Origin of the sequence: Agromyces sp. PvR057, from assembly GCF_040547485.1 — a bacterium.
In the GTDB taxonomy this organism is placed as follows: Bacteria; Actinomycetota; Actinomycetes; order Actinomycetales; family Microbacteriaceae; genus Agromyces.
Genome location: NZ_JBEPPT010000001.1, coordinates 841966 through 864415 on the forward strand (window position 1 = coordinate 841966; position 22450 = coordinate 864415).

The window sequence follows — 22450 nt, forward strand, 5'->3', positions numbered from 1 at the left end:
CGGCCCGCGCCCCCGGTCCGGGGCGCGGGCCGGTTCGCATCGGCGACCCGGGCGTCAGGTGCGCAGCACCGAGCCGCCCGCGCGCTTGCGCGACACCGCGTCGATGGTCGCCGCGAGGATCAGCACGCCGCCCGTGACCGCGTAGTTGACGCCGGCCGGCAGGTTCAGCAGGCCGAGGCCGTTCGTGATGACCGCGATCACCAGCGCGCCGATGGCGGCGTGGATCAGGCGACCGCGGCCGCCGAACAGGCTCACGCCGCCGACGACGGCCGCCGCGACGCCGCTCAGGACGATGTCACGGCCGGCCGCGGCATCCACCGAGCCGACCTTGCTGATGCTGAACAGGCCGGCGACCACCGCGAGCGAGGAGCACACGATGAACGCGCACCAGCGGATCGCGGCGACCTTGACGCCCGACCGTCGGGCGGCCTCGGCGTTGCCGCCGACCGCGTAGATGTAGCGGCCGAACTTCGTGCGGTCGAGCACGAAGGTGCCGAGCCAGAGGATCGCGAGGGTGATCGGCACGACGATCGGCACGCCCTCGATGGCCTTGAAGCCGGTTCCGCGGTTCTGGTTGAGGATGAACACGACGATGCCGCCGAGCACGGCGATCGCGATGAGCTTCGCCCAGACGAGCGCGATCGTGCGGTTGGGCACCCCGGCGCGCGTGCGCCGGGCGCGGTCGACGAACGACATCGTCGCGGAGATGCCGAGCATGACGAGGATCATCACCCAGCCCGCCCACGGCGGCATCGTGCTGTTCTGGATCGCGAGGATCTCGGGCGTCTCGACGCGGTACAGGCCGCCCGCGCCGATGATCATGAGCTCGAGGCCCTGGAACCCGAGGAAGAGGCCGAGGGTCACCACGAACGATGGAATGCCGACCTTGGCGACGAAGAACCCGATGAACGTGCCGATCGCGATGCCCGTGAGGAACGCGAGCGCGAGCGCCAGGATCCAGTTCAGGTTCACGACCGCGACGAGCACGACGAAGATGACCATCGTGAGACCCGCGGTGACGCCGGCCGACAGGTCGATCTCGCCGAGCAGCAGCACGAACACGAGCGCCATGCCGAGCATGACGAGCGTGGCGGCCTGCGTGAGCAGGTTCGCGAAGTTGCGCTCGGTGAAGAAGAACGGGCTGAGGGCGGTGAACAGGATGCTGAGCACGACGAACCCGGCGATGGCGGGCAGTGCGCCCATGTCGCCGCCGCGCACGCGCTGGACCCAGGCGTTCACCTGGTCGAGGAGCCCGCCTTCCTGCCCGCTGCCGATGAGCTGCTCGGTGCTGAGCGCCGAGAGGGCGGTCGTGGAGTCGGTCGCGGGCGTGCCGCCCTTCGGCGCGCTCATGCCGGCGTCCCGTCGTAGGTCTTGACCCCGGTGATGTAGCCGATGACGTCCTCGTTGTTCGTCTCGGTCGTCTTGACCGAGGCGACCATCTGGCCGAGGTAGAGCACGTTGATGTAGTCGGCGACCTCGAACACGTCGACCAGGTTGTGGCTGATGATGATCACCGACACGCCCTGCTCGGCGAGGCGCTTGACGAGCGCGAGCACCTGCGCGGTCTGGGCGACGCCGAGGGCCGCGGTGGGCTCGTCGAGGATGACGACCTTCGCCTTCTTCAGCACCGACCTGGCGATGGCCACGGTCTGCCGCTGGCCGCCCGAGAGCGACGAGACCTTCTGCCGCACCGACTTCACGGTGCGGACGGACAGCTGCCGCAGGGTCTCGGCCGCCTCGCGTTCCATGCGGCCCTCGTCGAAGGTGCCGGCCGAGAGCTCCTCGCGACCGAGGAACATGTTCTGCACGATGTCGAGGTTGTCGCAGAGCGCGAGGTCCTGGTAGACGACCTCGATGCCCAGTGCCGCGGCGTCGCGCGGGCTGTGCAGGTTGACGGGGGAGCCGTTGAAGAGCACTTCGCCGCCGTCGTAGGGCTGCACACCGGCGAGCCCCTTGATGAGGGTCGACTTCCCGGCGCCGTTGTCGCCGACGAGGGCCGTGATCTTTCCGGGGTACGCCGTGAGGTTCACGCCCTTCAGCACATCGACGGGGCCGAAGCTCTTCACAACCCCCTTCAGCTCGATGATCGGCATGTCCATGCCGGGTCCTTTCTCTGGGGAACAGCGCTGTCCCGTGGTGTTCTCATGCGGGAGCGGGAGGCTCCGGGACGAGTGTTCGTCCCGGAGCCTCCCGTCGTCCGGTGTCGGAGCGTTCCGACTAGCCCACGCCGTGGGCGGCGCAGGCGTCGGCGACCTCGTCGGTGCAGATCTCGGCGGCGTCGGCGTTGCCGTCGTCGATGACCTTCTGCACGTCATCGGGACCGACGAGGATCGGCGTCACCGCGATGTACGGCGTGCCGTCCTCGAGCTGCTTGTCGACCGTGGGCTTCTCGCCGTTCAGGAGCTTGATGGCGAGGTCCGACGCGGCGTCGGCTTCGAGCGCGAACGGCTTGTAGACCGTGGCGGTCTGCTTGCCGAGGAGCACGTTCTGCAGGCCGGCGACCGAGGCGTCCTGACCCGAGACGGGAACGGTGAGGCCGTTCTTGTCGAGGATCGTGATGACGCCGGCGGCGTTCGTGTCGTTCGCGACCCAGACGGCGTCGACCTTGCCGCCGAGGGCGGTCAGGGCCTGCTCGAAGTTGGTCGCCGACTTGTCGCCGTCCCAGACTCCCGGGGGCTCCTGGGCGGGCTTGATGCCTGCGGGCTCCATGACGCTCACGGCGCCGTCGTGGAACATCGCCGCGTTGCCGTCGGCGGGGTCGCCGCCCATGTAGACGACGGTCGCGGTCGCGGGGTCCTTGCCGGCCGCCTCGAGGCCGTCGAGGATCGACTGGCCCTCGAGGGCTCCGACCTGCTCGTTGTCGAACGACACGTAGTAGTCCGCGCCTTCGATGGGGCGGTCGTAGGCGATGACGGGGATGCCCTGCTCCTGCGCCTTGGCCGTCACGGCGACCGCTGCGCCGTTGTAGTCGACGAGGAGCATGACGCCGCAGCCCTTGCTGAGCTGCTGGTCGGCGATCGTGGCGTACTTGCTGGTGTCGCCCTGGGCGTTCTGGATGTCGGCCTCGAAGCCGGCGTCGGTGATCGCCTTCTCGAGCGCGGGACGGTCGCCGTTCTCCCAACGCGGCGAGGACGCGGCATCGGGCAGGATGACGCAGGCCCTGGTCGCGGTGGCGTCGTCGGTGCTTCCGCCGTCGCCTCCGCCCGAACACCCTGCGAGCAACAGCATCGATGCTCCGGCGAGGGCTGTGATCGAGATCAATGAAGCGTTCTTCATCGTTCTCCCCTTCTGACTGGTGAGTGTGCAGGACAATCACTACCGCCGGTGTCTGCACTGACATCGGCAAGACGAAACTTACGACCCTGTAAGCAATGCGGAAGGGCCGCGCTCATAACGATCGAGTAACGCGAATCCCGATGTGACACGTCACACGGAATCGGGAAATCGGTTGCCGACGAGCCGTCCGGCGCGGGCTTCGCCATGGGACTGTCACATGCGCCGGAGCGGGGTCGCCACGGGCCCCGATCGGCGCCGAAACCGGGTCGCGACGAACTTCCGGCTCGAATCGATTCAGCGCCCGGCGACGCGTGCGTACTGCTCCCGGATGAGCGCCCGGTGGTCGCCCGCCGGCCTCGCCGCGAGCTCGATCGGCCACGTCGGACGGGTGCCGGTGAGCGCCCACGCCGCCTGTCGTGCGGCGCCGTCGGCGACGTACTCCCCGGGCGCCGGGATCGCCACCGGCGCATCGAACACCTGCGCCGCGATCGCCCGGACGGCCGGGTTCTGGGCGGCGCCGCCGATGAGGAGCACCCGGTCGACGGCCACGCCGAGCCGCTCGACCGCCTCGAGGCCGTCGGCGAGCCCGCAGAGCATGCCCTCGATCGCGGCGCGCGCGAGGTTCGGGCGCGTCAGGCTCGCGAGGGTCAGCCCGTCGAGGTGCGCCGTCGCGTTCGGCAGGTTCGGCGTGCGCTCGCCCTCGAAGTAGGGCACGAGCACGGCGCCGGATGCCGCGGGCTCGGCCTCGAGCGCGAGCCGCCCGAGTCCGTCGTGGTCGACACCGAGCACGCGCGCGAAGGCGTCCAGCACCCGCGCGGCGTTGAGGGTGGCCACGAGCGGGAGGAACCGGCCCGTGGCGTCGGCGAACCCGGCGACCGTGCCGGCGGCGTCGGCGACGGCGGCATCCGTCACCGCGAAGACCGTGCCGCTCGTGCCGATCGAGACGACGACGTCACCGGATGCCGCGTCGAGCCCGAGTGCGGCGGCGGCATTGTCGCCCGCCCCCGCGCCGACGAGGATCCCGTCGGGCGTTCGGCCCGCGGCATCCGCCGGACCGAGCACGCGGGGGAGGATCGCGTCGTGTCCGAGCGCGCGAACGAACAGGTCGCGGTCGTAGCCGTCGGCGCCCCAGTAGGCCGTGCCGCTCGCGTCGGACCGGTCGGTCGTGAGCTCCTCGAGCACGGGGCCGAGCGGCGACTCGCCCGCCGGACCGTAGCCGCGCAGGCGCCAGGTCAGCCAGTCGTGGGGGAGGGCCACCGCGGCGACGCGCGCCGCGGCATCCGGCTCGGCATCGCGGAGCCAGCGCAGCTTCGTCGCGGTGAACGAGGCGACCGGCACGACGCCCGTGCGCCTCGCGTACTCGGCGGCCCCGACCTCGTCGATGAGGTCGAGCGCGGCCTGCGCCGAGCGGGTGTCGTTCCAGAGCAGGGCATCGCGGATGACGCGGCCCTCGGCGTCGAGCACGACCATGCCGTGCTGCTGGCCGCCGACCGAGATCGCCTCGACGCCGTCGAGCCCGCCGGCGTCTCCGATCGCGGAGAGCAGGGCGCCCCACCACGCGGACGGGTCCACCTCGGTGCCGTCGGGGTGCGGTGCGCGGCCTGAGCGCACGAGGGCCCCCGTCGCGGCATCCCGGATCACGATCTTGCATGACTGGGTCGACGAGTCGACCCCTGCGACGAGCGCCACGGCCCGCCCCCTTTCGATGAGGTGGTGCAGATACGAGTCGACCCCTGCGCCGTGTCGTCGAACACGGCGCAGGGGCGGTCTCTTCGGCTGCGCGCCTAGCGCGCGCCCAGCAGGTGCTCGGTCGCGAGCTGCTGCAGGCGCACGAAGCCGCCGCCCTTGCCGCCGAGGTACGCGTCGGCGTCGAAGTCCTCGTAGGCCGAGCGGTCGGCGAGGAACTCGTCGTACGTCTCGCCCTCGTTGAGCGTCGGGGTCGACAGCTCGAACACCTTGGCGGCCTCGAGCGCCTCCTGCACCTCGGGGTCCGCGCGGAACGCGGCCGCACGCTCCTTGAGGAGGAGGTAGGTGCGCATGTTGGCCGCGGCCGACTCCCACACGCCCTTCTCGTCTTCAGTGCGCGAGGGCTTGTAGTCGAAGTGGCGGGGGCCCTCGTAGGCGGGAACGCCGCCGGGGCCGCCGTTCTCGAGCAGGTCGACGAGCGCGAACGCGTTGTGCAGGTCGCCGTGGCCGAACACGAGGTCCTGGTCGTACTTGATGCCGCGCTGGCCGTTGAGGTCGATGTGGAAGAGCTTGCCGTGGTACAGCGCCTGCGCGATGCCGGCGGCGAAGTTCAGGCCTGCCATCTGCTCGTGGCCGACCTCGGGGTTGAGGCCGACGAGCTCGGGGCGCTCGAGCGAGTCGATGAAGGCGATCGCGTGGCCGAGGGTCGGGAGCAGGATGTCGCCGCGGGGCTCGTTGGGCTTCGGCTCGATCGCGAACCTGATGTCGTAGCCCTTGTCGGTGACGTAGTCGCCCAGCAGGTTGACGGCTTCGCGGTAGCGCTCGAGCGCCTGGCGGATGTCCTTCGCGGAGTCGTACTCGGCGCCTTCGCGGCCGCCCCACATGACGAACGTCTTCGCGCCGAGCTCGGCGCCGAGGTCGAGCTGGCGGAACACCTTGCGCAGCGCGAAGCGGCGCACGTCGCGGTCGTTGGCGGTGAAGCCGCCGTCCTTGAAGACGGGTGCGCTGAACAGGTTGGTGGTGACCATCGGGATGATGAGTCCCGTGTCGTCGAGGGCGCCCTTCAGGCGGTCGATCTGGTTCTGGCGCTCGGCGTCGGTCGAGCCGAAGGCGAACAGGTCGTCGTCGTGGAACGTCAGGCCGTAGGCGCCGAGCTCGGCGAGCCTCTCGACGGCGTGCACGACGTCGAGGGGCTCGCGGGTGGGGCCGCCGAACGGGTCGGTGCCGTTGTACCCGACCGTCCAGAGGCCGAAGGAGAACTTGTCGTCGCGGGTGGGCGCGCTGGCCATGGAGATCCGCCTTTCAGCGTCTTCGATGATTTGTTGGCACGTACAACATAAACCCGACGGGCCGTGCGGCGCAAGTCTCGTCTTCCGCAACTTTCGCGCCTATGATTCGAAACATGAAGACGGATGCCGCGGGCGAACGGGTCACCCTCGCCGAGATCGCCGAGGAGACCGGCGCGAGCCTCTCCACGATCTCGAAGGTGCTGAACGGGCGCACCGACGTGTCCAAGCCGACGCGCGAGCGCGTCGAGCGCGTGCTGCAGGAGCGCGGCTACGTGCGCCGCGGCGCCGGCCGATCGGAGTCCAGGCCCGAGCTGCTCGAACTCGTCTTCCACGGCCTCGACCCGATCTGGTCGATGGAGCTCATCGGCGGCGTCGAAGCCGTGGCCAAGGAGCACGGCCTGAGCGTCGTGCTCACCGTCAGCGGCGACCGTCATGCGCCCGATCCCGACTGGATCGACGGCGTCATCCGCCGCCGGCCCGTCGGCGTGGTGCTCGTCTTCTCCGAGCTCTCGCCCGAGTACCGCGAGCGCCTGCACGCGAGGGCGATCTCGTACGTGATCGTCGACCCCGCCGGCGACCCTTCGCCCGACGTGCCGAGCGTGGGCTCGGCCAACTGGTCAGGCGGGCTCGCCGCCACCCGGCACCTGATCGAGCTCGGCCATCGCCGCATCGCCGCGATCACCGGGCCGGAGGACATGATGTGCTCGCTCGCGCGGCTCGACGGCTACCGGAGCGCCATGAACTCGGCGGGGCTGGCCATCGACCCCGACTGGATCCACTTCGGCACCTTCGAGGTGGGCGGCGGACGCGACCACGCGAGGGCGGTGCTCGCGCTCCCCGCCGAGCAGCGCCCCACCGCGATCTTCGCGGGCAGCGACCTGCAGGCCCTCGGCGCGCTCGACGCGGCACGCGAGGCCGGCCTCTCGGTGCCGGCGGACCTCTCGATCGTCGGCTACGACGACATCACGCTCGCGCCCTGGGTGAGCCCGCCGCTCACGACCGTGCACCAGCCGCTGCGTCGCATGGGCGAGGAGGCCGCCCGCCTCGCGATCCGGCTGAGCGGCGAGCCGCAGCCCGAGACCACGCCGCGCATGGACCTCGCGACGAACCTCGTCGTGCGCGAGAGCACGGCGCCGCCCGCGGCGTAGGGCGGCGCCCGCGGGCGCGCGCCCGCCGCGGCACGCCGTGGCGGGCGCCGTGGCGCATGTCGCGGCCGTCAGGCGGGGTGCACGAGGCTGAGCAGGTCGAAGTCCGCCCACGCCGCACCGACCGCGCCGACTCCGCCGACCGGTGCGCCCGCGTCGACGGCGAACACGCCCGCGACCACCCCGACGAAGCCGCCGGCCTCGCTCGGGCTGAGCGGAGCGAGTCCGGCTTCGCCGACGACGACGCGGCGCTCGTCGTGCCCGATCCGCGCGACGGCGTCGAATCCGTCGATCTCGAGGGAGAGGGCCACGGGTCCCGCGGCCGCCTCGGTGCGGCCGAGCAGCCGATCCTCGCCGTCGACGTGGAGGACGAGTTCGACGACGCGCCCCGCGGCGGCCTGGCGCACCCCGAACGTCAGGTGGCGGCGTTCGGACAGCCGTAGCGCGAGCCCGGCGAGCAGGCCGGCCGGCGCGGCATCCGAAACCTCGACCACGGTCGCGACCGTCGCACGCACCTGCTCGAGGCGGAAGCCAGCGAAGGCGTGCGGCGTGCCCTCGCCGAGGCCGCGCGAGACGGGGTGCAGGCGCAGGTGCCCTGGCCGCACGCCGAGCTGCCACCGCCGGACGGCGGGCATCGTGCGCACGGTCAGCAGTTCGCGATGCGGAGCCGGCCCGTCGAAGTCGTCGAGGACGGTCCTCCCCCGGGCGCCCGGCCCGGTCGTCGGCCCGCTCGCCGGCGAGTCGGCCCACGGCACGTCGACCTCGTCCGCGAGGAGGCCGGTTCCCGGGGCGAACACGGGCCAGCCGTCCTCGAACGCGACAGGGACCAGCCAGGCCTCCCGGCCCTGCAGGGCGTCGGCGCGGCCTCCGTCGAGGGGCAGTCGCCTCGTCGCGAGCGCGGTCGCCCACCAGCCGCCGCGTCCGTCGTCGACGAGGTCGGCGTGCCCGACGTTCGCCACCGCGGCGTCGCCGCCGAGATGCCGGTGGGTGAGCAGCGGGTTGGCCCGCGACCCGGTGAAGGGCCCGGCCGGGCTCGCGCCGCGCGCCGCGCTCACGGCGTGGTGTCGCTCCGTGCCGCCCTCGCTGGCGAGCAGCAGCACCCCGTCGGCATCGCGGTAGAGATGCGGTCCCTCGGCCCAGACCGCGCCCTCGACCGCGCCATGCCAGACGACGTGCTCGTCGCCGATGAGCGACATCGTGGCGAGGTCGAGCTCGCGCACCCACACCTCGGTCTGCTCCGGCCAGGTGCCCGGGTCGGCGAGCCGCGTGCCGCACCACCAGGCCCGCCCGTCGTCGTCGAAGAGGATCGACGGGTCGATGCCCGGTGCGTGCTCGATCCACGCGGGCTCGGACCACGGCCCGGCCGGGTCCGTCGCGGTCACGACGAAGCTGCCCTGCCGGCCCTCGCCGCCCACGAGCGTGCATGCGACGTGGAAGCGCCCGTCGTGGTGGCGGATCGTCGGCGCGAACAGCCCGCCCGACGCCGCCACCGTCGACAGGTCGAGCTGTTCCTCCCGATGCACCGCATGCCCCACGAGCTCCCAGGAGACGAGGTCGCGCGAGCGATGCACGGGCAGCCCGGGGAAGTACTCGAAGGTCGAGGTCACCACGAAGAACTCGTCGCCGACCCGGCAGATGCTCGGATCCGGATGGAACCCGGGCAGCACCGGGTTGCGCGCCGCGGTCACCGTGCGTCGGCTCCCGCCGGATCGACGGACCAGGTCGGATGCAGCGCCCGCGTGTGGTCGACCACCCGAACCGGGCCGGTGAGCTCGACCGTCGCCTGCAGCGGCAGGTCGGCGCTGGATCGCCCGAAACCGAGCACGAGCGTGCCCGGCTCGACGACCCGGAGCCCGTCGCGGCCGGTGAAGGCCGCGAGGTCCGCGGGCACCTCGACGCGCAGGCCGACGGATGCCCCGGGCTCGAGCACGACGCGACGGAAGCCGACGAGGCGCTGCACCGGCCGGACGACCGAGGCCACCGGGTCGTGCAGGTACAGCTGCACGATCTCGGCGCCCGCACGGTCGCCGGTGTTCGTCACCGTCAGCGACATCCGCACCGCGCCGTCCGTGCTCGCCTCGCCCGACTCGACGAGCAGGTCGCTCCACGCGAACGAGGCGTAGCCGAGGCCGTGGCCGAACGGGTAGCGCGCTGTCGGGTCGATGTTCGACACCTCGTTGCGTCGGGCGAGGGTCGACGCCAGGTACGTCGACGGCTGCGCGCCCGGCGTCGCCGGCACGCTGACGGGCAGGCGCCCGCTCGGGTTCACGCGTCCCGCGAGGATGCCGGCGACCGCGCGGGTGCCCTCCTCACCGGGGAAGAACGCCTGCACGATGCCGGCGGCGCGCTCGGGCGCGGTGCCGAGCACGTACGGGCGGCCGGCGAGCAGCGTGAGCACGGTCGGCGTTCCGGCATCGAGCACCGCCTCGAGCAGGGCGCCCTGCGCACCGGGCAGGTCGAGCGTCTCGGCGTCGCAGCCCTCGCCGCTGGTGCCGCGGCCGAACAGGCCGGCCCGGTCGCCGAGCGCGAGCACGACCACGTCGGTGGATGCCGCGAGCTCCACGGCCTGCGCGATGCCGTCGGTCTCGCCGCCGTCGATCGAGGTTCCCGCGGCCACGCCGATCTCCGCGGTCGGGAACTCGGCGCGCAGCGCCTCGACGAGGGTCGGCAGCTCGATGCCGAGTCCGCTCTCGGGGTGGTGCACGCCGACATGCGTCGGGAACGCGTAGCAGCCGAGCACCGCGAGCGGGTCGTCGGCGGTCGGGCCGACCACGGCGATCCGCCGGGGCGCAGCGAGGGGCAGGGTCCCGTCGTTGCGGAGCAGCACGATCGCCTGCTCGGCGATGCGACGCGCGAGCGCGCGGTTCTCGGCGGGGTCGAGGTCGACGGCCCCCTTCTGCGCCGCGGCGGCGGCAGGTGCGGCGGGGTCGTCGAGCAGGCCGACCTCGACCTTCTGCACGAGCACGCGGAGGAGGGCCCGATCGATGACCCGCTCGTCGAGGCGCCCGTCGGCGACGGCGCGCACGAGCGGCGCGCCGAACGCGTGCACCGTCGGCAGTTCCACGTCGATGCCCGCCTCGAGGGCTGCGGCGGCCGCATCGCCGAGGTCTCCGGCCGTGCCGTGCAACGTCTGGAGGAAGGCCACCGAGAAGTAGTCGGCGACGACCGTGCCCTCGAAGCCCCAGGTCTCGCGCAGCAGGCCGGTCAGCAGCTCGCGGTCGGCGGCCGTGGGCACGCCGTCGAGATCGGTGTACGCGTTCATCACCGATCGCGGCTTCGCCTCGCGCACGACCATCTCGAACGGGGGCAGCAGCACGTCCGCGACCTCGCGGGCGCCCATCGACACGGGCGCCAGGTTGCGGCCCGCCCGCGAGGCCGAGTACCCGACGAAGTGCTTGAGGGTCGCCACGATGCCGGATGCCTCGAGCCCGCGCACGTACGCCGTGCCCACGCTGCCGACGAGGTACGGGTCCTCGCCCATCGTCTCCTCGACGCGGCCCCATCGGGCGTCGCGCACGACGTCGAGCACGGGCGCCAGCCCCTGGTGCACGCCGACCGAGCGCATGTCGTCGCCGATGCGGCGCGACATCCGCTCGATGAGCTCCGGGTCGAACGTCGCGGCCCACGACAGCGGCACGGGGTAGGCGGTGGCACCGTACGCGGCGAACCCGGCCAGGCACTCCTCGTGCACGAGCGCGGGGATCCCGAACCTGCTCGATGCGACGATGCGCTCCTGCAGCCGGGCGAGCGACTGCGCCCCGAGCGCGGGATCGACCGGTGCGGTGCCGAAGGCCCGCGTGATCTGCCCCAGTCCCTTCGGCAGCAGCGCGTCGAGGTCGACCTCTCCGCTCATCTCGTGCTGATGCGGGGCCACGTCGTCGCCGTCGTCGGAGGCGCCGATCCAGATGCCGTAGAGCTGGGCGATCTTCTCGTCGAGGGTGAGCTCGGCGATGAGGGCGGTCGCGCGCGCGGCAGCGGTCAGCGATCGGTCGCGCCAAGGGGCATCCGTCGCGGCGTCCGTCCTCGTGGTCGTCGTCGTGGCATCGGTCATCGGGGAATCCGCCGTCTCGGTGTCGTTCTCGGTCTCGGTCGTGGCATCCGTCGTCGGCTCGGTCATCCCTTGACCGCCCCGGTGAGGCCGCCGACGATGCGACGTTCGAAGATGCTGAAGAAGATGAGCGCCGGGATCATCGACAGCGAGGTGAAGGCGAGCACCTTCGCCGTGTCGACGGAGTACTGCGATGCGAACGCCTGCACGCCGAGCGGCAGCGTGAACGTCGCCTCGTTGTTCAGGATGAACAGCGGCAGGATGTAGCTGTTCCAGCTCGCGATGAACGCGAGGATGCCGACCGTGATGACGCCGGGCAGCGCGAGTGGCAGCACCATCCGCCAGAAGAAGCCGAGACGCGAGCAGCCGTCGATCGAGGCGGCCTCCTCGATCTCGTCGGGGATGGCGCGCAGGAACGGCACGAGGATGATGATCGTCGTCGGCAGGGCGAACGCGATCTGCGGCAGGACGATGCCGCCGAGCGAGTTCATCAGGCCGAGGTTGCGCACCACGAGGTAGAGCGGCGTGATGGCGACCGTCATCGGGAACATCAGTCCGGCGGCGAACATCGCGTAGAGCACGCCGCGGGCCTTGAACCGGTAGCGCGCGAGCACGTAGCTGGCCATGAGGCCCAGCGCGACCACGCCCACCGTCGTGACGACCGCGGCGACCGTCGAGTTGAGCACCTCGCCCCAGAACGTGGTGCTCACGAGCACGTCGGCGTAGTTCGTGAAGACCCACGGTGCGGGCAGCGCCGAGGGATCGGTCGTGATCTGGGAGTTCGTGCGGAAGCCGCCGATGATGATGTAGGCGATCGGGGCGAGCATGAGGGCGATGACGATGAAGCCCACGAAGTAGATGGTGGGGCTGCCCCAGGGGAGCCGCCCGTTGCGCGGCCGACGGGCCCGGGGGATCGCGATGGTCGAGGCGGTCACTTCTCGCTCCGTTCGGTGAGGGCGCCCGCCGTGTCGCGGCGGAGCACGAAGCGCTGGTAGACGAGGGCGACGACGAGCGAGATGAGGAAGAGCACGACGGCGACGGCGTTGCCGTAGCCGTAGTTGCCGGCGTTGCGCCCGTTCGCGACCATGTAGGTCGCCATCGTCGACGTGCCGGCCGTCGAGGCGACGTACTGGCCCCAGATGATGTACACGAGGTCGAAGAGCTGCAGCGAGCCGATGATCGACAGGAACGCCCAGATGCGCAGGGTCGGCCCGAGCAGCGGCAGCGTGATGCGGCGCTGGATCTGCCAGTAGGAGGCGCCGTCGATCTGCGCCGCCTCGGTGAGCTCCTGGGGGATGCCCTGCAGGCCGGCGAGGAAGAGGATCACGGCGAAGCCGATGTACTTCCAGGTGATGATGCCGAGCAGGGTCCAGATGGCGATGCTCGGGTCGGCGAGCCAGTCCTGGGTGAAGGCGCCGAGCCCCAGTTTCTCGAGGAGGCCGTTCAGGGCGCCCTCGCTCTGCAGCATGAGGCTCCAGCCCGTGCCGACGACGACCTCGGCGATGACGTAGGGCACGAAGATGAGCACGCGGATGGCGGACTGGCCGCGCATCGGGCGGTTGAGGAGCAGGGCGAGCAGGAGCGCGGCCGGCCCCTGCAGCACGAGCGACATCACGACGATGACCGCGTTGTGCCAGAGAGCCTCGTGGAACGAGGGGTCCTGGAAGATCGTGACGTAGTTCTGGAGACCGATGAAGTCGGTGGGCGGGCCGAAGCCCTTCCACCGGAAGAAGCCGTAGTAGCCGGCCATGACGACCGGGAAGATGACGAAGGCGAGGAAGACGAGGAGCGCCGGGCCCACGAGCACGGCGATCTCGATCGTCTTCCGGAGGTCTCGGCGGGGGCGACGTCGGGCGCCGGGCGACGTCGCGACGACCCGGCCGGCGGCCGGAGACGGCGAGCCGCCTCCGGCCGTGACGTCGTCCGCGTCGACTCGTCCCTCTGAGGGAGAGCTGGTGCGAACGCTCATGATGATCTCGGCCTCAGCCCTTCTTGATCGCGTCGTCGACCGCGTCGACGATTCCCTGGGGCGAGCCCTTGCCGGCGAGCAGGTCCACGACGCCCACGTTCAGCGCGTTGCCGACGTTCTGGCCGAGGAGCGTGTCGAGCCAGACCGAGACGTACGGCGCCTCGTTCACGGAGGCGAGGACCTCCTGCAGGGCCGGGTCGGTGACGACGCCCTGGGCATCCTTGTTGGCCGGGAGCGTGACGAAGGCGTTGGCGTAGCCCTCCTGGTATTCCTTCTGCGAGGCGAACTCGAGGAACTCGCCGCACTCCTCGGGGGCATCGACATAGCACGAGAACCCGTCGACGCCGCCCATCATCGCGCCGGCCTCGCCGTCACCGCCGTCGACGGCGGGGAACGGGAACCAGCCGAGGTCGGCCAGCGGCTTCTCGTCGGGCGTGAGCGAGGCGATCACTCCCGGGTCCCAGGCGCCCATGAGCTCCATCGCGGCCTTGTGGTTCGCGATGAGGCCGGCGGAGGAGCCGGCGCCCTGCTGCGCGGTGGTGGTGAGGAAGCCCTGGTTGAACGGCTCGATGCCCGCGAAGTCCTCGAGGTCCTCTCCGGCGCGCAGCCAGCACTCGTCGGAGAAGCTCGGGTCGTCGGTGAGGCCCGTGATCACGTCCTGGCCGCACTCGCGGAGTGCGAAGAAGTAGAACCAGTGCGCGGCCGGCCAGGCGTCCTTCGCGCCGAGCGCGATGGGGTCGATGCCGGCGGCCTTCAGCTTGTCGACGGCGTCGCCGAGCTCGTCGAAGGTGGTCGGGGTCTCGGTGATGCCGGCCTGCGCGAAGAGGTCCTTGCTGTAGTAGATGCCGCCGGGGAGCACCGAGGACGGAACTCCGTACAGCTTGTCGTCGACCGTGAACGCCGAGAGGGCGCCCTCGCCGAGGGCGGTCTTCGTCTCGTCGGAGAGCGCGGAGCTGAGGTCCTGCGCCTGGCCGGCCTCGACGACGGCCGCGAGCTTGCCGCCGCCGCGCGCCATGAAGATGTCGGGGGCATCGCCGGAGTTGAGGGCGGTCTGGAGCTTGCCGTCCATGTCCTCGTTCTGGATCGCCTGGATCTCGATCTTCACGTTCGGGTGCTCGGCCTCGAAGTCGGCGGCCGTCGCCTCCCAGTACGCCTTGCCGTCGCCGGTGGTGGAGTTGTGCCAGAAGGACAGGGTGACCGATCCGTCACCGGAGTCGTCGCTGCCGGCGCTGCATCCGGCCAAGGCGCCCACGGCCAGTGCTGCTGCGGCGCCGATGGCGGTGACCCTGCCCATGCGTCGTCTGTTCATCATCGAACCTCTCGAAAGTTTCGGCCTCAACGCCGAAAGTGATCTGGACGTTGGAACTCTAGCCGCGAGGGGATTTGCCGTCAAGAGCAACAAATACCCGCGCGCCGCCCGGCCGGTGGCGGGCGGGACCATAGAGTGGCATCCGTGGTCGATCGACTCGGAACCTTCGACGGCGTGCATCGTCGAAACCTCTCGAAACTTCTCGCACTCGCGCACCTCGAGGGGCCGCTCTCGCGAGCCCGGCTGACCTCCGAGACGGGGCTCAACCGCTCGACCGTCGCCGCGCTCGCCACCGAGCTCGTCGACCTCGGGCTCGTCGAGGAGCGGGCCCCCGACCCCACGAAGCGCGTCGGGCGCCCGTCGCCGGTGGTCGCGGTGCACCCCGGCGTGCAGGTGATCGCGGTCAACCCCGAGGTCGATGCCGTGACGGTCGCGGCGGTCGGCCTGAACGCCCGCATCGTCGTGCGGGAACGCCTCGAGGTCGACCACCTCGTGACGCCCGATGAGACCGCCGAGCTCGTGGCCGGGGCGATCGCGCGCTGGCGTCGCGCCGAGCTCGCCGGCGTGCGGCTCATCGGCGTCGGCCTCGCGGTGCCTGGCCAGGTGCGCCACTCCGACGGCCTCGTGCGCTGGGCGCCGCACCTCGAGTGGACGGATGCCCCGGTGCGCGCGCTCGTCGAGGCCGCCACCGGCCTGCCGACGCAGGTCGCCAACGACGCGACGCTCGGTGCGAGGGCCGAGCACCTCTTCGGCGCCGGACGCGGCGTCGACGACCTCGTCTACCTCAACGGCGGTGCGAGCGGCATCGGCGGCGGCCTCGTCGTCGAGGGTCGCCTCGTCGGCGGCGCCCGCGGCTACGCGGGGGAGTTCGGCCAGAACCGCCCGGGCATCTCGAGCGCAGGCGACCGGCGCGCGCCCGACGGCGTGCTGGAGGACGAGGTCAGCCGGGCGCGGCTGCTCGAGGTCGTTGGCCGTGCGAGTGCCGACGAGCCGACGCTCGCCGGCCTGCTCGCGGCATCCGAGGACCCGGCCGTCGCCGACGAGCTCGCGAGGCAGCAGCGCATCCTCGCGACGGCGCTCGGCAATGCGATCAACGTGCTCAACCCGTCGCTCATCGTGCTCGGCGGGTTCCTCGCCACGCTCGCCGAATGGAACCCCGACGCGCTCGACGCGGCCGTCGCCGCGCAGGCGCTGCCGGTCGCGGCCGAGGGGCTGGAGATCCGCGTCGCCGAGCTCGGCGAGAACCGCCTGCTCATCGGCGCGGCCGAACTCGCGTTCGCCGACCTGCTCGCCGACCCGCTGGCCGAGCAGCTCGTCGATCCGCTCGTCGGCTGACACGGGCGGCCCGCGCGGCGGCTCCCCTCGCCGGGCGCGAGGCGCGGCAGCGGGCCCGCGCCAGGGCGCTCAGCCGCGGGACGGTGCGAACGACCTGCGGAAGATCGCCCAGGCCCGGTCCGCGAGCGGACGGCGCTCCGCGGCATCCGCCCTGGAGAGCAGGTCGGTGAGCATCGTGATCGCGAGCAGCACGTCGTCGTCGGTGACGTGGTCGCCGAGCAGGCCGGCCGCGCGTTCGCGGGCGACCACCGTGCCGACCACCCCGGCGAGCCTCGTGGTCAGGTGCGCGACGCGCTCCTCGTGCTGGTGCTGCCAGATCAGGTCGATGAGCGCGGTCGAGACGGCGGCGAGGTCGATGATGTCGTCGATCAGGTCGTCGAGCGTGGTGTCGGGGGAGGCGACGGAGGCCTCGAGCGCGTCGAAGTTCTCGTCGAACACGGCGAGCGCGAGCGCGACCCGGTCGGGGAAGTGGCGGTAGAGACTGCCCTGCCCGACGCCGGCCTTCTTGGCGACGGCGTTGAACGGCGCCTGCAGGCCGGATTCGGCGAAGATCTCGCGCGCGGCGGCGATGATGGCGCGGCGGTTCTCGGGGCCCGCGCCGGGCCCCCGGTTGGCCTTCGCTGGCGGGTTCTCGCTCTTCCCTGGATCCGACACGGGTGTTAGCGTACAACCGGTGACCGGACAACGATGTCCGGTTGAAGGAGGAAGCAATGACCGGATCCTGGGACCGCGAGGTCGACGTGCTCGTCGCCGGAACGGGCGCCGCGGGCATGACCGCCGCGATCACCGCCGCCGACCGCGGGTCGTCGACGCTCATCGTCGAGAGCACCGACCGCTGGGGCGGCACGACGATGCGCAGCGGCGGCGGGCTGTGGATGCCGAACAACCCCGTCATGAAGCGCAGGGGCATCGCCGACTCGCGCGAGGAGGCGCTCACGTACCTCGAGTCGGCGATCGGGCCGGTCGACGCCATCGGCCCCGCGAGCTCGCAGGCCAGGCGCGAGGCGTTCGTCGACACGATCCCCGAACTCGTGACGCGACTCGAGCAGCTCGGCGTGCGATGGGCCGTCGCGAAGGACTACCCCGACTACTACCCCGATCGGCCGGGCGGCAAGATCGGGCGCGGCATCGAGTCCAAGCCGTTCGACGCGAAGAAGCTCGGCGAGTGGCGCGAGACCTCGCGCACCGTCGACTCGATCCCGGCGCCCATGCAGACCGACGACGTGTGGCTGCTGATGCGCGCCTGGTCGTCGTTCTCGGGGTTCGCGCGCGGCGCACGGTTCGTCTTCCGCACGATCGGCGGGCTCCTCGCCGGCAAGAAGCTCTACGGGTTCGGCGGCGGCCTCATGCTGCAGCTCGGCCACATCGCGAAGCAGCAGGGCACGGAGATCCTGCTCGGCTCGCCGCTCACCGAGCTCGTGAAGGACGACGACGGACGCGTCATCGGCGCGGTCGTGGCGGCGCCGGGCGGCCCACTGCGCATCCGCGCCAGGCAGGGCGTCATCCTCGGCGCGGGCGGATTCGCCGCGAACACGGCCTGGCGGCAGAAGTACCACGGCATCCCCGGCTACACGTCGGCCGCGGAGGGCGACCTCGGCACCGCGATCGAGGCCGGGGTCGAGGCCGGCGCCGCCGTCGCGCTCATGGACGACGCCTGGTGGGGCGCGTCGGTGCCGATCCCGGGCAAGCAGGCGCAGTTCGTGCTGAACGAGCGCTCCGACCCGTTCAGCCTCGTGGTCGACCAGTCCGGCGCCCGGTACCTCAACGAGTCCGAGAGCTACATCGACTTCGGTCACCACCTGCTCGAGCGCAACCGGGTCTCGCCCGCGAATCCGTCGTGGCTCGTCGTCGAGAAGCGGCACCGCCAGCGCTACATGTTCGGCGCGCTGCTCATGGGCGGCAAGGCGCTCGTCGAGCAGGGCGTCGTCGTCAAGGCCGCCACGCTCGAGGAGCTCGGCGAGAAGATGGGCGTCGACCGGGCGACCTTCCGCGCGACGATCGAGCGGTTCAACGGACTGGCCCGCGGGGGCGTCGACCTCGACTTCGGCCGCGGCGACACCGCGTACGACCGCTACTACAGCGACCCGCGCGTGAAGCCGAACCCGAACCTCGCCGCGCTCGAGCGAGGCCCGTTCACGGCGGTGCAGCTCGTGCCCGGCGACCTCGGCACCAAGGGCGGCCTGCTCACCGACGAGCATGCACGCGTGCTCGACGCCGACGGCGAGGTCATCAGCGGCCTCTACGCGGCCGGCAACACCACGGCCTCGGTCATGGGTCGGACCTACCCGGGCCCTGGCTCGACCATCGGTCCCGCCGCGGTGTTCGGGTACCGCGCGGCGGTGCACGCCGCGCAGTCGGCGTCGGCCGGTGCGGCCGCGCCTGCGGCCTCCGGCGAATCGTCGGTGGAGGTCCCGGCCGCCTGAGCGGCGGGCGGGCATCGGCCCCGCAGATCCGGTGGGCGGATGTCGCGACGGCGGGTCGCGGCATCCGCTCACGTGCGCGTGGCGAGGGGCGCGCGCGTGCGGTGGCGCGAAACCCGAATGCGATTCGGGCTTGCGTCGGGGGAGGGGGCAGCGGCTACACTTGAAGGCAGTCGAATCGATTCGAGCCCGTCGCGCGGCCGAGTCGCACCACGGCGGCGCCTCACGGGGCGCCGTCTTCTTGTCTCCCGGCGTCCGAGGGCGTGCGCCGCCGCACTCGAGCACGCCTTGGACACCCGCATGTCATCAACCGCCTCCATCCCCATCCTCCGACCGTCCGACTACGAGGCCCCCACCCACCCCGGCGACCTCCTGAGCCGTCGCCAGCGCCTCGTCTACGTGCTCGTGCTCGGCGCCCTCACCGCGCTCGGGCCCTTCACGATCGACCTCTACCTGCCCGCGTTCCCCGTGCTGCAGGACGAACTCGGCGTCTCGGCCGCGGCCGTGCAGCTCACCCTCACGGGCACCATGATCGGCTTCGGCCTCGGCCAGCTCATCGTCGGCCCGTGGAGCGACAAGGTCGGTCGCCGCCTGCCCCTGATCCTCGCGACGATGCTGCACATCGCGGCATCCGTCGGCGCGGCCTTCGCGCCCGACATCGTGTGGCTCAGCGTCTTCCGCCTGCTCCAGGGCTTCGGCGCCGCGGCCGGCGGCGTCGTCGCGATGGCCATGGTGCGCGACCTGTTCGGCGGCAAGCCGCTCGTGCGCATGCTCTCGCGCCTCGCGCTCGTGAACGGCCTCGCGCCGGTGCTCGCGCCCGTCATCGGATCGCAGCTGCTGAACGTCATGGACTGGCGGGGCATCTTCGTGGTGCTCGCGGTCTACGGCCTCGTCGTCGTGCTCGCCGTGTCGTTCCTCATCGTCGAGACCCTTCCGGCGGCGCGCCGACACGTCGCGGGGCACTCGACCCTGCGGGACCGCTACGCGGCGCTCTTCCGCGACCGCGTCTACCTCGGCGCGGCGATCATCGGCGGCATGACCTTCACCGGCCTGTTCGGGTACCTCTCGACGTCGTCGTTCCTCTTCCAGGAGGTCTACGCCTTCAGCGCGCAGCAGTACGGCCTCCTCTTCGCCGTCAACTCCGTCGGCGTCATCATCGGCGTGCAGACGAGCTCGCGCCTCATGCGCGGAAGCGTCGCGCCGCAGTGGATCCTCGCGATCGCCACGGTCGTGCACCTCGCCATGGCGGTCGCGATCATGGTGCTCGACTCGTCGGGCGCCGGATTCTGGGGCACCGCGATCCCGCTCTGGATCTACATCCTCGCCTGCGGCTTCTCGTTCCCCGCCGTGCAAGTGCTCGCGCTCGCGCATCACGGCGCCGAGGCCGGTACCGCGGCGTCGCTGCTCGGCGCGCTGAACTTCGGCCTGGCCGGCCTCATCTCGCCGCTCATCGGCCTGATGGGCGTCGGCAGCGCGGTGCCCATGGCGATCGTGCAGGTCGGTGCCGCACTGATCGCGATCGGCGCGCTCTGGCTGCTCGTGCGACCGAAGACGGTCCCGCCGCTCAGCGACTGACGAGCGGAGGTCGCGGGCCGGCCGTTCGTCGCGGGCGGTGACGGATGCCGCGTGCCGCGCGCCGCGGCATCCGTCACCTCGCTAGCGTGGGGCCCATGACCGAGCCGACCGAGCCCGACGGACCCGCCGCGCCCGACGACGCCGCCCTGCCGGATGCGACCGCGGCGCCGGCCGACGACCTCTCGCCTCCGCAGCGCACGGTGCGCGTGCGTCGCATGGGCCGCCGGGTGCCGCTGATCGCGGGCGGCATCGCGGTCGTGCTCGGCGCGCTGCTCGGCCTCGTCATCGCGGTGCGTGCGGGCGGGCTGCCGCTCGGCATCGACGAGGAGTGGTCGGTCGAGCTGATCGAGACCCGCTCGGCGTGGGCCGACGCGTTCGCGCTCTTCATGAACATGCTCGGCGGCGGCATCGTTGGCGTGATCGTGATCCCGGTCGCGATCACGATCGCGCTGATCGCGCTGCGGCGTCCGTGGGCCGCGTTCTACTTCGCGCTCGCCTCGGCGGCGAGCGCCCTCGTGGTGCAGGTGCTCAAGGAGTGGTACGGGCGTCCGCGGCCCGAGGACATGATGGTCACGAGCGATTTCGGCTCGTTCCCGTCGGGGCACGTGGCCAACGCCGCGACGATCGCGGTGGCGCTCGGCGTCATCTTCCCGCGGGTGTGGGTGTGGGTTGCGGGCGCGATCTACACGGTGCTCATGGCGATCAGCCGCACCTACCTCGGCGTGCACTGGCTGACCGACACGATCGGCGGAGCGCTGGTGGGTGCGGGCGTCGCCCTCGTGCTGTGGGCGGCGTTGGCGGTGCCGCTCGAGCGGGAGCGGCTGGCGCGGCTCGCGCGCATCTCCGAGCGCAATGCGGCGTTCGCCCAAGCGCACGTGACTCCGCCGGCCGGTCGGTGACCGCGGAGCCGTCACGCCGTCACCCCGTCGCCCGGTCACGCCGTCGTACGAGCGGGAGCACGGGCAGGGTGCGGTCGAGGGGGAGTGCGGCGACCTCGGCGACGATGCTGGGGTACAACGTTGTAGAGTACCCGCAGGAAACCGGGAGGCGACATGGCTGTGACCTTGCACGACGTGGCGCGCGTGGCCGGCGTCTCGATCAAGACGGTCTCGAACGTGATCAACGCGTACCCGCACATCCGCCCGGCGACGCGAGAGCGCGTCGAGGCGGCCATCGCCGAGCTCGGCTACGTGCCGAACCTCACGGCGCGCAGCCTGAAGTCGGGGCGCACTGGCGCGATCGCCCTCGCGGTGCCCGAACTCGGCCTGAGCTACTTCGCCGAGCTGGCGGCGGCCGTCATCGAGGCGGCCGAGGCGGCGGGGCTCGTGGTGCTCGTCGAGCAGACCGGCGGTGATCGCGATCGCGAGCTCGAGCTGCTGCGCAGTCCACGCCTCAAGATGACCGACGGCCTCATCTTCAGCGCCCTTGGCATGAGCGAGGCGGATGTCGCGAGCCTCGACGTCGACTTCCCGGTCGTGCTGCTCGGCGAGCGCATCTTCGGCGGCCCGACCGATCACGTCACCATGCGCAACGTCGAGGCGGCCAGGGCGGCGACGGAGTACCTCATCGCGTCGGGTCGCCGCCGCATCGCCGTGGTCGGCGCGCACGAGGGCGAGGTCGTCGGATCCGCTGCGCTGCGCATGCAGGGGTACCTCGAGGCGCTCGAGGCGCACGGCATCGACTACGACGAGTCGCTCATCGGCTACACGACGCTCTGGCACCGGTCGAACGGCGCCAGGTCGATCACCGAGCTGCTCGATCGTGGGGCCGAGTTCGACGCGGTGTTCGGCCTGAACGACACCCTCGCGCTGGGCGCGATGCGCGTGCTGCAGGCGTCGGGCAGGCGGGTGCCGGAGGATGTCGCGGTCATGGGCTTCGACGACCTCGACGAGGCGGGGTACTCGATTCCGTCGCTGACGACGGTGGATCCCGGCCAGCGGTGGATCGCGCAGACCGCCGTCGCGACGCTCATGGAGCGCATCGCGACGGGCGCCGAACTCGGCCCGCCGCGCCTGCTGCTCGCCGATTTCCGCATCGCCGAGCGTGAATCCGCGGGCGCCGTGCGCGCTCAGCGTGTCTCCTGAGCGGGCTGCGCCCGAGCGACGCACTCCGTCTCCTCACCGCTCCGGCACCCGTCCCGCGACGACGCGCTGGGAGCGAGCCGACGAGTGGTCACGATCGGCTGGAATGGGTGCGACCGAAGCGACAGATCGTGACCGGTCGGCGCCGTGCCTCGGCGTGTCGCACTGCCGCGGCAGGCCTGGAAGCTCCGGTAGCCAGGTGTCCTGGGCGTGCACCCGTGCACCCGGGAACCGCTGTCCCGAATGGACTTGACAGCGCGCGCGCCCTTCGGCATCATGTCTCTACAACGTTTACTTTACAACGTTGTACAGACCCG

17 protein-coding genes are annotated in these 22450 nt (G+C 71.7%); 6 read left to right on the top strand and 11 right to left on the bottom strand.

Annotated features, from left to right (window positions below; translation table 11 throughout):
• Positions 1-54: 54 nt before the first annotated feature.
• The 5 genes from ABIC29_RS03790 to xylA form a co-directional block, all read right to left on the bottom strand.
• Complete coding sequence (locus ABIC29_RS03790) at positions 55-1350, bottom strand: sugar ABC transporter permease (RefSeq protein WP_354242883.1); 1296 nt, start codon at positions 1348-1350, stop codon at positions 55-57.
• Entirely contained in the window at positions 1347-2099 is a 753-nt protein-coding gene (locus tag ABIC29_RS03795) for an ATP-binding cassette domain-containing protein (protein WP_116080907.1), read from the bottom strand. Before ABIC29_RS03795 ends, ABIC29_RS03790 begins: the two co-directional genes overlap by 4 nt.
• A 118-nt stretch (positions 2100-2217) precedes the next feature.
• Positions 2218-3276 carry a sugar ABC transporter substrate-binding protein gene (locus ABIC29_RS03800; protein ID WP_354242886.1) on the bottom strand — a complete coding sequence of 353 codons (1059 nt, stop codon included), beginning with the start codon at positions 3274-3276 and terminating at the stop codon, positions 2218-2220.
• 294 nt (positions 3277-3570) lie between these two features.
• Positions 3571-4965, bottom strand: coding sequence for an FGGY family carbohydrate kinase (locus ABIC29_RS03805; RefSeq protein ID WP_354242889.1), 1395 nt, complete (start codon positions 4963-4965; stop codon positions 3571-3573).
• Between the two features lie 95 nt (positions 4966-5060).
• The gene (gene xylA / locus ABIC29_RS03810; RefSeq protein ID WP_116080910.1) at positions 5061-6251 is read right to left on the bottom strand and encodes a xylose isomerase; all 1191 of its coding nucleotides are present in this window, start codon (positions 6249-6251) and stop codon (positions 5061-5063) included.
• Between the two features lie 113 nt (positions 6252-6364).
• Here xylA and ABIC29_RS03815 point away from each other — a divergent pair, with 113 nt between their 5' ends.
• The gene (locus tag ABIC29_RS03815) at positions 6365-7399 is read left to right on the top strand and encodes a LacI family DNA-binding transcriptional regulator (RefSeq protein WP_199471325.1); all 1035 of its coding nucleotides are present in this window, start codon (positions 6365-6367) and stop codon (positions 7397-7399) included.
• A 68-nt stretch (positions 7400-7467) separates the two neighbouring features.
• On the opposite strand, the gene ABIC29_RS03820 is transcribed toward ABIC29_RS03815, so the two are convergent.
• The 5 genes from ABIC29_RS03820 to ABIC29_RS03840 all read right to left on the bottom strand — a co-directional run bounded on the left by ABIC29_RS03820 (position 7468) and on the right by ABIC29_RS03840 (position 14722).
• Entirely contained in the window at positions 7468-9084 is a 1617-nt protein-coding gene (locus ABIC29_RS03820) for a glycoside hydrolase family 43 protein (RefSeq protein WP_354242894.1), read from the bottom strand.
• Positions 9081-11447 (bottom strand): beta-xylosidase/alpha-l-arabinosidase, encoded by a 2367-nt coding sequence (locus ABIC29_RS03825; RefSeq protein ID WP_502915462.1) that lies wholly within the window; start codon positions 11445-11447, stop codon positions 9081-9083. The genes ABIC29_RS03820 and ABIC29_RS03825 overlap by 4 nt, the downstream gene beginning before the upstream one ends.
• Positions 11448-11509: 62 nt before the next feature.
• Positions 11510-12379, bottom strand: coding sequence for a carbohydrate ABC transporter permease (locus ABIC29_RS03830; RefSeq protein ID WP_354242898.1), 870 nt, complete (start codon positions 12377-12379; stop codon positions 11510-11512).
• Positions 12376-13413, bottom strand: coding sequence for a carbohydrate ABC transporter permease (locus ABIC29_RS03835; RefSeq protein WP_116080913.1), 1038 nt, complete (start codon positions 13411-13413; stop codon positions 12376-12378). Before ABIC29_RS03835 ends, ABIC29_RS03830 begins: the two co-directional genes overlap by 4 nt.
• A 13-nt stretch (positions 13414-13426) precedes the next feature.
• Positions 13427-14722, bottom strand: coding sequence for an extracellular solute-binding protein (locus tag ABIC29_RS03840; protein ID WP_354242900.1), 1296 nt, complete (start codon positions 14720-14722; stop codon positions 13427-13429).
• A gap of 135 nt (positions 14723-14857) precedes the next feature.
• Between ABIC29_RS03840 and ABIC29_RS03845 the strand changes: the two genes are divergently transcribed.
• Positions 14858-16057: an ROK family transcriptional regulator gene (locus ABIC29_RS03845; protein ID WP_116080914.1), complete on the top strand. Its 1200-nt coding sequence runs from the start codon at positions 14858-14860 to the stop codon at positions 16055-16057.
• A gap of 69 nt (positions 16058-16126) precedes the next feature.
• Here the strand turns inward: ABIC29_RS03845 and ABIC29_RS03850 are convergent, their stop codons facing one another.
• Entirely contained in the window at positions 16127-16711 is a 585-nt protein-coding gene (locus ABIC29_RS03850; RefSeq protein WP_354242903.1) for a TetR/AcrR family transcriptional regulator, read from the bottom strand.
• Between the two features lie 56 nt (positions 16712-16767).
• Here ABIC29_RS03850 and ABIC29_RS03855 point away from each other — a divergent pair, with 56 nt between their 5' ends.
• The 4 genes from ABIC29_RS03855 (at position 16768) to ABIC29_RS03870 (ending at position 22136) form a co-directional block, all read left to right on the top strand.
• Positions 16768-18480 (top strand): FAD-binding protein, encoded by a 1713-nt coding sequence (locus ABIC29_RS03855; RefSeq protein ID WP_354242906.1) that lies wholly within the window; start codon positions 16768-16770, stop codon positions 18478-18480.
• A gap of 297 nt (positions 18481-18777) precedes the next feature.
• Positions 18778-20052, top strand: a complete 1275-nt coding sequence (locus ABIC29_RS03860) for a multidrug effflux MFS transporter (RefSeq protein WP_116080917.1) — start codon at positions 18778-18780, stop codon at positions 20050-20052.
• Positions 20053-20147: 95 nt separating this feature from the next.
• Positions 20148-20951, top strand: a complete 804-nt coding sequence (locus tag ABIC29_RS03865; RefSeq protein ID WP_354242909.1) for a phosphatase PAP2 family protein — start codon at positions 20148-20150, stop codon at positions 20949-20951.
• Between the two features lie 153 nt (positions 20952-21104).
• Positions 21105-22136 (top strand): LacI family DNA-binding transcriptional regulator, encoded by a 1032-nt coding sequence (locus tag ABIC29_RS03870; protein WP_116080918.1) that lies wholly within the window; start codon positions 21105-21107, stop codon positions 22134-22136.
• Positions 22137-22450 lie beyond the last annotated feature (314 nt).

What these genes read in the sequence shown, in the direction of transcription:
- ABIC29_RS03790 (WP_354242883.1), bottom strand. Translation starts at nt 1,350, where the DNA reads ATGAGCGCGCCGAAGGGCGGCACGCCCGCGACCGACTCCACGACCGCC.
- ABIC29_RS03795 (WP_116080907.1), bottom strand. Translation starts at nt 2,099, where the DNA reads ATGGACATGCCGATCATCGAGCTGAAGGGGGTTGTGAAGAGCTTCGGC.
- ABIC29_RS03800 (WP_354242886.1), bottom strand. Translation starts at nt 3,276, where the DNA reads ATGAAGAACGCTTCATTGATCTCGATCACAGCCCTCGCCGGAGCATCG.
- xylA (WP_116080910.1), bottom strand. Translation starts at nt 6,251, where the DNA reads ATGGCCAGCGCGCCCACCCGCGACGACAAGTTCTCCTTCGGCCTCTGG.
- ABIC29_RS03815 (WP_199471325.1), top strand. Translation starts at nt 6,365, where the DNA reads ATGAAGACGGATGCCGCGGGCGAACGGGTCACCCTCGCCGAGATCGCC.
- ABIC29_RS03825 (WP_502915462.1), bottom strand. Translation starts at nt 11,447, where the DNA reads ATGACCGATGCCACGACGACGACCACGAGGACGGACGCCGCGACGGAT.
- ABIC29_RS03835 (WP_116080913.1), bottom strand. Translation starts at nt 13,413, where the DNA reads ATGAGCGTTCGCACCAGCTCTCCCTCAGAGGGACGAGTCGACGCGGAC.
- ABIC29_RS03840 (WP_354242900.1), bottom strand. Translation starts at nt 14,722, where the DNA reads ATGAACAGACGACGCATGGGCAGGGTCACCGCCATCGGCGCCGCAGCA.
- ABIC29_RS03855 (WP_354242906.1), top strand. Translation starts at nt 16,768, where the DNA reads ATGACCGGATCCTGGGACCGCGAGGTCGACGTGCTCGTCGCCGGAACG.
- ABIC29_RS03860 (WP_116080917.1), top strand. Translation starts at nt 18,778, where the DNA reads ATGTCATCAACCGCCTCCATCCCCATCCTCCGACCGTCCGACTACGAG.
- ABIC29_RS03865 (WP_354242909.1), top strand. Translation starts at nt 20,148, where the DNA reads ATGACCGAGCCGACCGAGCCCGACGGACCCGCCGCGCCCGACGACGCC.
- ABIC29_RS03870 (WP_116080918.1), top strand. Translation starts at nt 21,105, where the DNA reads ATGGCTGTGACCTTGCACGACGTGGCGCGCGTGGCCGGCGTCTCGATC.